We start from the raw sequence: 12,290 nt of genomic DNA on the forward strand, positions 1-12,290 counted from the left end.
TGCTGAGCGTGGACAACAGCATGGGAGGTTTGGCTGCCCTCATTGTACATGATTCGCACGAGCATGCCAGCGGGAGCAGAAAATGCCGTCAGAGTCCCGGAACGCGGCGCAGAACTCATCAAGACTCAAACTTTGAAACCACCGACTACTTCCTTCGGAGGGGTCGTGGCACTGGTGTTTGTGAGCTGCATCTGGGAACGGGTGGAAACCTTTGTCCCGTCCTTTCCCATATCCTGTTGGAGCGAGGTCGAGGTACTGGTGCTGCTGATGCCCAGATTATCCCTCACGGACTTGCGCACGCCTGTGCCGACTCCACTCAAGTCGTATTGGCCACCACTGCCAGGAGTGAAGGTCTTGTAGATTTCACCAGGCTTGTTATCCAGCCGCTGCTCCACTTTGTCCGCGAATGGCAGAACCGTTGCGCGATGAGCCAGCACATCCTTCTGTGCAACATCCAGGTCCTCCCGGCTTACCTCCAGGCCTTCTTCAAGTTTCCGGACATGGTTCTGCACTTCCGTGGTCAGCGCCGCGCGCACGTCCGGCGCCTGACCGCTTTCAAACCGGGTTACTGCCTTCTGGATGACTTTTTCAGTCAGGCCAAGACTCTTGTCTGAGACGTCGTAGTTCAGCATCTTCGTCACCTTCCCAGGGTTGTCCTTCATCATCTTGAGCAGATCCGTATCAGTGCCCACGAGGCCTGTGACTCGAGAAGCGATCCCCTGCACCTGGGACACGCTCTTCTCGCGCGTCTGCACATCCAGCTGGCACTCCTTTACCCTGTCCTCCAGCTGTGCGTGGGCACCCCGCATGTCCTTCATGGTATGACGCATGAACTCGTCTGAAACCTTTTCGGGTGTTTGTCCGGTCCCAATCGCACTGGGGGGCACCATGACGCACATCTTCACCTGGGCTTTATCCAGTGATTGCCGTGCCAGCTCCTCGCCCAGCACCACCTCCATGGACCCCAAATGCGCCGGCCCCATGTTGATGGCGACCAGACAACCTCCGTTTTTGTCCGCGAGGCCCTTCATGATCTCTGCGCCCTTCTTGCCCATGCCCTGGACACGCTCGTATTCGACCTCCTCAAGGGCACTACCATTGATCCTGCTTCCACCACCGGTAAGACGCGAAGACTTGTCCTTGTCAGAGATGGGGTCGAGCCCACGAATCGGCACGTTGTTGTCAGACGCCCAGCGGAGAAGGGCAGCCTCCTCCATGCGGGCAGCTCCCCGGCCCACATTCACATCCTTGACGGTCTCTTTTATATGAGCCGTAAAATGCCCTTCCATGACGTTCGCCTTCTGCCTTTCGAGAAAGCGCAAATCCGAGGCAGAAGTGGTGCTATCCACCTTCAGAAAGTGTGTCTGGCCGCTCCAGTCCATGTCATTGATGTGCTTCACCTTGAAATCGGCCACGTTGGGCACCCCACCTCGGGCGCGAGTTTCGTCACAGTACTTCTGCAGCAGGCTCTCGTTGTGAAACTGCGCCAGCGTTTCCGGCTTGCGCACGTCTTGATCCGAATGCTCGATGCCCAGCACCAGTTCCCTGCCTTCTGCCTTCAGGGCGGTGTGCATCTTTTTTAGCTGTTCGTGCACTGCCTGAAACGCCGTTTGATCCGAGTGGAATTGGCCAAAGGCCACAAAGCTGACATTCTCTCCAGGCATGGTTATAGCAAGGGTTTACAGTTATTTTTTCAATAAATTATTCGACACCACCGTGTAAACCACCTCTCCAGATGTGGCAAGCGCAGCATCCTGCACCGATATTCATATTAGGACATGCAACATCAGAGCATGAAAAAACATGCCCCAACGCTTCCGTGGGAAGTCGCTCGCGCGCCGTCACTCAACCGTTCCGGTTCGGCGTACCCAACACATGGGTCTTCGGCGGCAGCATCACATTGTCGAACGTCTGGGTGAACATGGCAGCAGCGAAGAAAGCCACGGCCCGCAGTGTCTCGGATCCGGTGTTTACCAGATCGTGGCGCATCGGCGTGGGAAGCACAAAGACGCTCCCCGGGCCCACTTGATTTTTGCTGCCATCCTCCAGTTGAAGTTCACCGGTTCCAGCAAAGATGTACTGCGTCTCCTCCGTGGCATCCGTATGCCAGCCCAGCCGCCCACCCGGCTCGATTTCATAAACGATGGTGGAGGATTCCGTTGTTCCGTGTCCGCCGTAAAGAACGAATGCGCCATTCCAGCGCACACCAGGATCACCTTCGCCCCGGATGTTTACTCTCTCGAGTTTCCGGGTATCGACGATAGTCGCCTTCATGGAGGGACGCCTACTGGTGTTCTCCACGAAGTCAATGAACGCACGGGACCCCTCTGATAAAAACGAGTCCTAAATATTGATATACTACGACCGGGGATCGAACGCTCAAACGACAGCGAGCTACTCCTCCACGGGGAAGCCGGAAAAGAGCACACACCAGTTCCACAACGGATAAGGTTGACCCGCACGAGTGCCGTAGCCTTCATCGCCAAAGACTTGCGCAGTCATGGCGCTGGAGTCATCGGAATCGCGCAGGTTTCCGTAGGTGAAGGGACGCTGGGCCACGACGGTCTGGCCTGCGTTGAAGGCGACACCATTGCGCAGTTCACGGGTCTCGAATTGCAGAAACGTATCGCCACTTTCATACCTCACCTTACGGATGGGCACACGCGTGACTGCGCGGCCTGTGAGGGTGTTCGTCACAAAGAACACGCCTTCGTCTGTGAGCGACTTCAACCTCTTGGAAAGGTCGCCTTCGAGAATCATCTCCATGGTCGGCTGACCTTCCACACTGGGCCCCTGGCGAAAGGCGGCGATGGCACCGAGTTCTCCCGCATTGGGATGGCCGTAATTGATGGCATACTTGCCACCGGCGGGCAGTGGATTGGCGAAATGCATACGCACGCGGGTTGCGCCCTCGACCTCCAGCTTGGTGATGGGATAGGCCACTCCCTTGTCATCGCGAAGTTGAAAGCCATGCAGCGATGCATAGCCACCATTCATCACGTTCTCCTGTCGCGGCAGGAAGGTTTCATCCAGCACCAATGGCGGATGTGGCACGTGAAACTCCACGAGCACGCTGGCGCGTGACGGCTCCACGGTGGCTTTTGTGGGGCGCAGCGGAGTCCACTCAGCATTCCGGTGGGTGACTTCAAAGATCACCTTCCCAAATTGTTGTCCAAGCCACCGCTCTGCATCCGCAGAGAGGTGAATGGGATCCCCGTAGATGCCACCGGGACGACGACTGTTGATGGCGCTGGCCATCGCATAATGTGTCCCCACCATGTGAATGTGCGGGTCCTTATCTGTGGCCATGAGTTGCGCCTCCCCGGCAGGCCCCAGCGTCTGATAGGTGAACATGGGAATCTCATTCTTCTGCCCTGTGATGCCGCGCAGATCGTCAGACCACTGCTTGCGATAGGCGATGAGTTGGTCGCGATACCACTCGAGTCCCTGGACACGCGGGATTTCATCGTCCCAACGCGTAGGCTTGATGCCGCCGGTGGGTCCGCCATTCGCCTCTCCCTGCATCCAGCAGAGCGCCAGGATATCGAACTTCTTTCCGAGGGCCGCAGCTTGCGCCATGGCTCGACGCGCATCATCCAGACTCGTCCTGTAGTAGCCGCCACCATGCCGCCGATTCTCCGGCGTGCGCAGATCCGTGGAGAGATCCGCCTTGGAGAGTTCCTGAATCTGCCGACCTCCCTGTCCTGCGTAGGCGACCAGGAAATGCGGCGGTCCATCCTTGGGTCTTGGAGGCGTAGCTGGCTGGCCGCTTCCGCTTCCGGCCATCAGGCGCGCCTTCAAGCTGTCCGCCATGCCATTGGCTATCGTCTCGCCCAGGCCTCCATTCACCTGGGCTTTCAGGGGCACGAAATTGAACTGCTCTTTCGGCCGCTTCTCCGGCGTGGCCGCATTGTCACCGGCGATCCAGGTGCGCACGCCGCGCGCGAAGCTGTAGTTCCCCCACCCCGTGTCCTCCTTGGTCACAATCGGCAGCGACTCCGAGCCGTCGCAGAGAGATTGACCCATCATCCAGAGACCGTGGATGGAGGAAAGATTCTGCTCCTTTCCAGCTGGCGGCTGCGTGGATGTCTGGGCATGCACGGAAGCACACGTGACCATCACAAAGATGACTCGAATAAGAAAACGACGCAGAAAATGGCGCATGGTGGAGAAGCGGCCTTCCTGATACGCACTCGAAGGCACCCGTCTTCCTGAGCCCCACACATCATCACATTCCGGGATTGAGATTTCCCGCATCGTCGTCTAGGCAAGCCTGAAGGAGTATCGAGTATGCCCGACCGCGTCGTAGAATTTAAATCCGCCGCATTCCCCAAGTATCCCAACGAGAATGAGGAACTGGTGAATGACAACTGCTGGGGCAAGCGCCTCGCGGAGTATTTGCGCGATCACCTGCCCAAGCACGGTGTCGCTACGGGAGATATTCTCTGTGAGGACTGGGGATGGCTGGTCTACGTGGAGAATGCTGACTTTCCGCTGTGGATTGGCTGCGGAGTCATGGATGAAGGTGACGATGACGAGAACGCCGGTGATGGCGACGAAGAGGACGACCACTCATCCCACGACGATCCCGGCAAGTATGCCATGCCTCCTTCCACGCAACCCAAGCTGCCGAAGGGTGTGAACGAGTTCATCATGCATGTCAATGCAGAGCCCGGCTTTCTGAAAAGGCTGTTCCGGAAGGTGGACACGGCACCGGCCGTGGAACGCGCCGAGCGCGCCATCCAAGACATGATGGCCGCAGCACCCGATGCATTTCAAGACGTAAAGTGGATGGATACTTCACCGAAGAGGTGATGCTGGCCCTGGACCATGTCCGGCAGAATCACCTGCTCTCATCTGAATCTCGCACTGGCAGCTCCTGCCCAACTGCAAACGTTTCATCTTCTGGTGGGATGGGATTCCCCCCACGATCCCCAGTGTCTTCAATCATCCCAAAGTACTTCCTGCTAGGTTCTCCCAGTACGACGCGCCACCACAAGTACACCATTCCTCCCACCATGAGTTCACCCATGATGAGGGTATCCACACCTACGGACTTAGGAGCGCCGAACAATCGCACCATGAGCAGGGTCTGCAGGCCACGCAGGGTCAATACAGTGAGACCGGCACTCACGAGGTAATAGGCCCACTTGCGTCTCCCTCCGACCAGCATGACCAGAAGGATGAAAGGGCTCATGAACATCACAAACAGCGTCGCCGCCTGATTGAGTAAAAAGTGAAGTTTGTCCGGTTGCCCCATCATTCCACCCAATACCTTGACCAGCGGCAACGTGAACAGGCAACACAGTGCGATGAGCCACTTGTGAGAGGCAGGACGCCTGATCGTTCCAGGCGTGCGGTAGAAAATCAGCGCCAGCCCGATGCGCAGCGACTGGTACATGCTCAGAGGTCGAGGCGGATCCGCATCCGTGGTGGAGGACGGCTGTTCCTGGGGCTCACTCGAAGACATGCGGCAATGCGTTTGGCATTCCTCGCTTGATGAGAATCGAGCTGAAGTCAACTGGAGAGGGCGGTGATCCGAGCCCCCGCCCCTCACTTCCCATCCACCAAACTCCGAATCGCCTCTTCCAGCCTCGTGATATTCACAGGCTTCACCAGGTGCTGTGAGAAGCCGGCCTCGCGACTCTTGCGAATGTCCTCCGCCATGCCGTAGCCGCTCATGGCGATGCCCGGCATGGGATGGATCTCGACGATCTGTCGCATCAACTCGAAGCCGGATTGATCCGGAAGACCGAGGTCGCTGACCACGAGATCAAACTCCTCCTCGCGCACCAGCTCCAGTGCAGAGGCCACGGTGTAAGCCACAGTGACAGTGAATCCCATGCGACGCAAATGGGTGCCCAGCACACGCGCCGTGTCCGCATGGTCCTCCACCAGCAGCAGGTGCTGCCGCGTCGCCTGCGGAGGAGTCCGCGCCCCCGGAGAGTCCGCGGCAGGAAGTTGTGTGCCTGACTCCAGGGGCAGCGTCACGGTAAAGCGCGCGCCGGAGCCATTGCCATCACTCTCGGCGATGATGGTGCCGTGGTGCATGTCCACCAGCGCCTTGGTGATGGCGAGTCCCAGCCCCAGTCCACCGAACTGCCGCGTGATGCGGATGTCCCCCTGCTCAAACGCATTAAAAATCTGCGGCAACAGTTCCTCAGCAATGCCAATGCCCGAGTCCTGCACCTGGATGCGCAGGTGCCCGTCCAGGCGCTCCGTGCGGAAGTCGATCGTACCACCGTCAGGTGTGAATTTCACGGCATTGTTGAGCAGGTTCCACAGCACCTGCTGCAGTCGCGCAGAGTCCGCTCGCACCGTGCCTGGATCCTCCGCGAAATCACAACGCAGCTGGATGGCGCGCTCTGTGATTTGCGCCGCACACATGGCACACACCTGGCGGATGGAGGCATTCACATCCACGGACTCCAGATTGAGATTCAGCTTCCCACTGGTGATGCGGCTGATGTCCAGAAGGTCATCGATGATCTTCGCCTCCAGCTCCACGTTGCGGCGGATCATGGCAATGTCCGCCTTGTACTCCGCGGGCAACGCGACGTCGTGCTCCATCGTATCCGCCGCCAGCAACACCGGGGTGAGCGGTGTGCGCAGCTCATGACTCAGCACAGCGAGGAAGAGGTCCTTCGAGCGGTTCGCCGCCTCCGCCGCCGCTGCCGCCTCGCGCAGGCGGGTCTCCGCTTCCTTGCTCTCGGTGATGTCCTGCGCCACGCCCAGCATACCGGCAAGTCTGCCGTCCAGGTGAAAGACGCAGCGACCCTTCGCAGTCACCCACCGGTAGCCTCCCTTGGGACGGCGCACGCGATATTCGATATCGTAGTCACATCCCGTCTCCACGGATTTCTGCGCGGAAACCCGAGCCTGCTCTCGATCGTCCGGATGCAAGAGACGGCGCAACACGGATCGGGAGGGGTAGGTGCCTGCATTGAGACCGTAGATCTCGCCTGTGCGACCAGAGATGGTCATCGCATCCGTCTCCGCATCCCAGTTCCACGTGCCCAGCTGCGCCGCCCCGAGGGCCACGCCAAGTTGCTGGGCGTTCTTTTCCATGGCCTCGGTGGTCTTCAGGCGATCCAGCGCGATGGCCGCATACTGGGTGATGAGACGGAGAAACTCAATCTCCTCCTCGTCGAAGGCAGGCCTCGTATGACTGGCGAAGGAGAGCGTGCCCAGCAGACGCTCACCGACCATGAGCGGATGGCACGCGTACGCCTGAATGCCGAGCCCGCGCACGAGGTCCGCCTTCACATCAGTGGAATGCTGGATGTCCGTAGCGATGATGGGCTGGCGGAGCAGCGCCACGGTGCCGCAGATGGCAGTGCCCAGCGACAGAGTTTTAATGGACTCCTGCACCTCTGGAGATACACCCCGGCAAGAGTGCAACACGAGGTGATCACCCGACTCCGACAGCATGAAGTTGAAGTAAGTGTCGACGTCGAGGTTCTTCGCCACCTTGGGGAAAAGATCCCGCACCACCGTCTGCGAATCCGCCGCGCCGATGAGCTGGGCAAGCAACTCTGAAAGCAGTTGCATGCGCTCACTGCGGCGGCGCAGCAGCTCCGCGGCCTGCTTCCGCTCGGTGACATCGCGCACGTGCACCGCGAGCATCTCATGGGAGGGATAAGCGCGCACCTCCAGCCAGGTGCGTGCGGCCTCGTAGTGAAACTCCAGCACCCCCGGCTTCTGATCCGTGAAGACCTGGTGGAGGAACTTGCCCAATTCTGTCTCCACCAGCCTCGGGAACTGCTCCCAGAGCACCTGACCGAGCAGGCCTGGATTGCCACGCCGCGCTCGCGGCACGAGCTCCATGAAGCCGCGGTTCACATAGGTGAAGCGCCACTTCTGATCCAGCACCGCGAAGGGTTCGCTGATGCTCTCAAAGATGTTGTGCAGCCTGAGTTCACTCTCCTCCTGCTCGCGAAGGAGGGTGCGCACCTGATACTGGCGCGACCGGGCGCGCATGGCCACTTCCACCGTGCTGATGAGAGTCTCCGGGTGAAAGGGCCTCTCCAGCAGGGATACATTTCCCCCCAAGCCCAGATTCGCCATGCGCCGCAACCTCCACTGCACCGCCTCCCCCCGGCCACCCACAATGATCACTGGCAGATCAGACCATGAGGGCTGCTGATGGAGCACCTCGAGAAAGGCCGGAACAGTCATGGACCCCAAAGCCTCCTCCGCTAGAACGACGGCGGAGCACCCTTGGGAAATCTGCACCCCTACCTCCATCACGGAGTTGCATATCGTCACGTTGTGTCCCACACCTGAGAGGATCTTCGCCGCAGTGCGACCATCGCTACCCGTGGGGGCGCACAGGAGAATGCGGCGCTCCACTTCAGGATAGTCATCCAGCACCGCATCCGCATCCCGGCTTACAGTTGAACTTGGCGCCTGACCATCGTGGCCGGGGAGTGTGATCATAGATCGTGCTTCATCAGGGTGGGAGGACTGGTATGACCATTACCATGTCCGTTGCCACCTGTCTGGGGTGAAAAAACATTGGGGATACCTGTAAGCACCCCTTGCATGCGGGAGAGGGGCTCCCCCACCACGATGCCGCCAGCTCCCACCGTGATCTCGCGGATGGTGCGCTCGTGATTGCCACTGCGCTTCTTGATCACGGAGATGGCCTGCTTCACCGCGCCCAGCTCCTCGAAGTAACGGAGCAGCACCACGGTGTCCGCCAGATAGGTGAGATCCACGGCAGTTTTCATCGGGCCTACCATCCCCTGTTGGGCCAGCACCATGATGGTGACTATGCCCAACTGGTTCAGGTACGTCAGCATCTCATGCAGTTGGAGATTGAGAAAGCGCTCCTGCGACATGGCATTGAGATAGCCATTGATGCTGTCCAGCACCAGCACGCGGATGTCTTCCTTCTCCACGGCATGCCGGATCAGGCTGGCCAGCTCCCCCGGCACGATCTCCGCAGGATTCACCTGCAGGAATCGGATCATGCCTGAATCGATATGCGGCTGGAGATCCATGCCGAGCTGGCTGGCACGATTCATCAAGGTACCAAGGGTTTCATCCAGGATAAAGCCCAGGCTCTTCTCCCCGCGCTCCGCGGCTGCCAGCATGAACTTCAGGGCCAGAGTGGATTTCCCCGTACCAGGCGGCCCCATGAACATGTTGCTGGTGCCACGGTCCAGGCCACCGCCGAACAAGGCATCCAGCTCCTTGATTCCGCTCGCCACCGCCTCCCGGTCGAATGGTTGGTGATGCTCAGAAGCCACCAGCCGGGGGAAGACTTCCATGCCTCCGGTATTCAACTGAAAGTCATGATTCCCCTCCCGGTACTTGGAGCCACGAATCTTCTGCACATTCAAGCAGCGACGGGCCACCCCGTACTCTGGGGAAGTGCGATAGAGGTGGATCACCCCGTGGGCGATGCTTTCGATGTGCAGATCATGCCGATCCTCCGTCCGGTCATCCAGAAACACCACGGTGGTCTTCCTCCCCTGGAAGGTCTGCTTCAGTTCCAGGATCTGTCTCCGGTAGCGCAGGGCCGTTTCAGCGAGCATGCGCATCTCCGAGAGCGAATCAAAGACCATGCGGACGGGATTGACCCGATCCATCTCGGCAAGGATCCGGGCAGTCATCCGGTTGAGCTCCACTTCTGACGGGTGGAAAAAGGTGTTCGCTCCCGCAGGATCGGCTTGCTCCCGGATCGCGGAGAGATCCAGCACGTTAAGTCCGGAGAGGTCCCAGCCATGCGAGGCAGCCACCGCTTCGAGTTCCTCGCGCGTTTCCGAAAGCGTGATGTACAGACCGGTCTCACCGCATCGCACGCCTTCCAGCAAGTATTGAAGCCCCAGAGTCGTCTTCCCCACGCCGGGGTCCCCCTGCACCAGATAAACGCGGTTCGCCGGGAGGCCACCATTGAGGATATCGTCAAGCCCCGCCACACCCGTGGCGCTGCGTTGTAAAGATGCGCCAGACGCTTGGGGAGCTGCGGTGGGAGTCACTGATTTCGCAGTCATGGCTACTGAGGGTGTCTTGTTGGATGGGCTCAATTTGAATCACTAAGAAGTTGTTGGTGCAGCGGATGGTAAGCTCGCTCTACCTATGAAACGGGGAGTGAAGGAATCGCGGCCTCATGGACACGGATTTTTTCGATTCGGAATGGCCGGACGGGGTTTGGTTGGATGTATGCACCCGGAATTTTTCGTCAGGCGCGGCCTGGATGGCATGGACAAGTAGCAAATGGTTGCTTGAGCCGCCCACCCCTGCGACCTACATGCGCCCGCACATTCGTATCCTTCCACCACCCACCGCATGCGCATCCCTCCCTTTCTCGCCGCCCTGGCTGCCGGTTTCGTACTGGTCTTCGCCTATCCCGGGTGGAATCTCAGCTGGATCGTGTGGCTGTGGATGCTGCCGCTGCTCTACGCGCTGTGGGGGTGGGACAATAAGGCTTCTGACTCGATCAAAGCAGAGGCCTCAACTCCTGCCCCAGATCAAAAATCAAAAATCAAAAATCAAAAATCGCGCAGCCCCGCCTGGCGTGGATTCCGCCTCGCTTACCTGGCCGGGCTCGCCTTTTTCATCCCGAACCTGAACTGGGTGCGCCACTCCTCCCGTGTCATCAGCGGCGCGAGTGACAACACGTGGATCGGCTGGGGACCGGAACTCATGGGCATCGGCGCGGTGGTGGGACTCTCCCTCTACATCTCCCTCTACTGGGGCATCTGGGGTGCCTTTGCTGCTACCATTGGGAGGCCACGCATCAGCCCGGAGGGAAACACGACTTCGGGTGACACGGGCAAGCTCTTCAGCGTGTCGTTCGAATCACTGCGCTCCGCATTCCTCTGCGCAGCCGCGTGGGTGGCCTGCGAGTGGCTGCGCGGGATCGTCTTCACCGGCTTCGGCTGGAATGGACTCGGGGTGGCCCTCTGGAAGATGAAGATCCTGATCCAGGGTGCGGAGTTTGTGGGGGTGACGGGGCTGTCCTTCCTGCCTGTATTCGTGGCCTGCATCCTGTGGAATACCATCCTGCGCTTCCGCCAGGAGGTGCGCACCTCCCGCGTGCGGCCACATGCGGACTTCTTCTGCGCCGTCGCGCTCATGCTGCTGAATGCGGGCTACGGCGCGCGGATGCTCATGGACCAGAAGCCGGCGTCCTCTCCCGAGGTCGTCCCGCTGCGGATCGCCCTCGTGCAGGGAAACATCGGCCAGCAGGAGAAATGGGATGGCCGGCGGCACATGGAGGTCAGCGAGAATATTTACAACCTCTACGGCAAGCTCACCGTGCAGGCGGTGATGCAGAACCCGGACGAGAAGCCTCACCTGGTCATCTGGCCGGAGAGCGCCCTGCCCTTTCCATTTCACGATCCAAACCACGTCGATTTCCTGAACGACATCCTCGGCATCTCCGACTTCTCGCTGCTGACGGGGGCGGACATCTTGATTCCCATGGAGCCCAATTACACGGGTGCTTCGCTCATGCGGGGGAACTTCAACAACCACCAACTGCATCGCAAGGTCCACCTCGTCCCCTTTGGCGAGTACCTGCCGCTGCGGAATTTCCCCGGCATGAACGCGCTCCTCGGTGACGTGATCATGGGTGACTTCGCCAGTGGTCCCTCCACCGAGCCACTGAAGCTGGAGGAGCCCGCCGGTGTGCAACTCATCCCGCTCATCTGCTTCGAGGACACGGTGGGCCGCCTCGCACGGAAGTTCGTGCGCGAGGCGCCACAGCTTCTCGTGAACATGACAAACGACGGTTGGTTCCTCCACAGCGAAGAAAATGAGCAGCACCTCTCCAACGCCATCTTCCGCAGCATCGAACTCCGACGTCCCATGGTCCGCGCCTGCAATACCGGCGTGACTTGCTTCATTGATGACAAAGGTCGCATCCCACCCGGCGCGATGATGTGGAATGAGAAGGACAGCTTCTTTTACAAGGGCGTGCTGAAGCAGACAGTGAACCTAGAGAAGAATCCACCCATGACCGTGTATGCGAGGTTTGGAGATGCGTTCTCCATCGGCATGCTGGGGATCATGGGCGTGGCGATTGGGGTGGCAGTGGTGAGGCGGAGGAAGAAATAAGTAGGGAGATACACACGAATGATCCAGACGCTGTGACGCGTAGCGTCCTTAGACTGCGCGCAGCCCTGCTGCCGCTTTCCAGAGTCCGCAGCCTGCTGCGGCGATGGTGGCATTCGCTTGCAGGGTGATGTGTCCAGAAGAGCTTGGCGACTTCGTCGCGGTGAAGCGTGCAGCAGGCTGCACTTTAGGAAAGCGGCAGCAGGGCTGCGCGCAGTCCAAGG

At 59.5% G+C, this 12,290-nt stretch carries 8 protein-coding genes; 2 read left to right on the forward strand and 6 right to left on the reverse strand.

Translation table 11 applies throughout. The features are described 5' to 3' along the window. Window positions 1-125 precede the first annotated feature (125 nt). The 3 genes from G5S37_RS18695 to G5S37_RS18705 form a co-directional block, all read right to left on the reverse strand. The gene (locus tag G5S37_RS18695; RefSeq protein WP_165205973.1) at window positions 126-1,664 is read right to left on the reverse strand and encodes a hypothetical protein; all 1,539 of its coding nucleotides are present in this window, start codon (window positions 1,662-1,664) and stop codon (window positions 126-128) included. A gap of 181 nt (window positions 1,665-1,845) precedes the next feature. Then, window positions 1,846-2,274 (reverse strand): cupin domain-containing protein, encoded by a 429-nt coding sequence (locus tag G5S37_RS18700; protein WP_165205974.1) that lies wholly within the window; start codon window positions 2,272-2,274, stop codon window positions 1,846-1,848. 120 nt (window positions 2,275-2,394) lie between these two features. After that, window positions 2,395-4,164, reverse strand: a complete 1,770-nt coding sequence (locus G5S37_RS18705; RefSeq protein WP_240914672.1) for a phosphate ABC transporter substrate-binding protein — start codon at window positions 4,162-4,164, stop codon at window positions 2,395-2,397. Between the two features lie 126 nt (window positions 4,165-4,290). On the opposite strand from G5S37_RS18705, the gene G5S37_RS18710 reads away from it, so the two are divergent. Further along, complete coding sequence (locus G5S37_RS18710) at window positions 4,291-4,815, forward strand: hypothetical protein (protein ID WP_165205975.1); 525 nt, start codon at window positions 4,291-4,293, stop codon at window positions 4,813-4,815. Window positions 4,816-4,843: 28 nt separating this feature from the next. On the opposite strand, the gene G5S37_RS18715 is transcribed toward G5S37_RS18710, so the two are convergent. From G5S37_RS18715 to G5S37_RS18725, 3 genes are all read right to left on the reverse strand, one after another. Then, window positions 4,844-5,470 (reverse strand): hypothetical protein, encoded by a 627-nt coding sequence (locus tag G5S37_RS18715; RefSeq protein WP_165205976.1) that lies wholly within the window; start codon window positions 5,468-5,470, stop codon window positions 4,844-4,846. 83 nt (window positions 5,471-5,553) lie between these two features. Beyond that, the gene (locus G5S37_RS18720) at window positions 5,554-8,439 is read right to left on the reverse strand and encodes an ATP-binding protein (RefSeq protein ID WP_165205977.1); all 2,886 of its coding nucleotides are present in this window, start codon (window positions 8,437-8,439) and stop codon (window positions 5,554-5,556) included. Further along, window positions 8,436-10,001: an ATPase domain-containing protein gene (locus G5S37_RS18725; RefSeq protein WP_165205978.1), complete on the reverse strand. Its 1,566-nt coding sequence runs from the start codon at window positions 9,999-10,001 to the stop codon at window positions 8,436-8,438. Before G5S37_RS18725 ends, G5S37_RS18720 begins: the two co-directional genes overlap by 4 nt. Before the next feature lie 295 nt (window positions 10,002-10,296). Here G5S37_RS18725 and lnt point away from each other — a divergent pair, with 295 nt between their 5' ends. Continuing rightward, window positions 10,297-12,069 (forward strand): apolipoprotein N-acyltransferase, encoded by a 1,773-nt coding sequence (lnt, locus tag G5S37_RS18730; RefSeq protein WP_165205979.1) that lies wholly within the window; start codon window positions 10,297-10,299, stop codon window positions 12,067-12,069. Window positions 12,070-12,290: the final 221 nt, after the last annotated feature.

It is taken from the genome of Roseimicrobium sp. ORNL1, assembly GCF_011044495.1.
Classification (GTDB): Bacteria; Verrucomicrobiota; Verrucomicrobiia; order Verrucomicrobiales; family Verrucomicrobiaceae; genus Roseimicrobium.

Excerpts from the sequence above, each read along its gene's own strand:
- G5S37_RS18720 (WP_165205977.1), bottom strand. The coding sequence starts at position 8,439 with ATGATCACACTCCCCGGCCACGATGGTCAGGCGCCAAGTTCAACTGTA.
- G5S37_RS18700 (WP_165205974.1), bottom strand. The coding sequence starts at position 2,274 with ATGAAGGCGACTATCGTCGATACCCGGAAACTCGAGAGAGTAAACATC.
- G5S37_RS18695 (WP_165205973.1), bottom strand. The coding sequence starts at position 1,664 with ATGCCTGGAGAGAATGTCAGCTTTGTGGCCTTTGGCCAATTCCACTCG.
- G5S37_RS18710 (WP_165205975.1), top strand. The coding sequence starts at position 4,291 with ATGCCCGACCGCGTCGTAGAATTTAAATCCGCCGCATTCCCCAAGTAT.
- G5S37_RS18725 (WP_165205978.1), bottom strand. The coding sequence starts at position 10,001 with ATGACTGCGAAATCAGTGACTCCCACCGCAGCTCCCCAAGCGTCTGGC.
- G5S37_RS18715 (WP_165205976.1), bottom strand. The coding sequence starts at position 5,470 with ATGTCTTCGAGTGAGCCCCAGGAACAGCCGTCCTCCACCACGGATGCG.
- lnt (WP_165205979.1), top strand. The coding sequence starts at position 10,297 with ATGCGCATCCCTCCCTTTCTCGCCGCCCTGGCTGCCGGTTTCGTACTG.
- G5S37_RS18705 (WP_240914672.1), bottom strand. The coding sequence starts at position 4,164 with ATGCGCCATTTTCTGCGTCGTTTTCTTATTCGAGTCATCTTTGTGATG.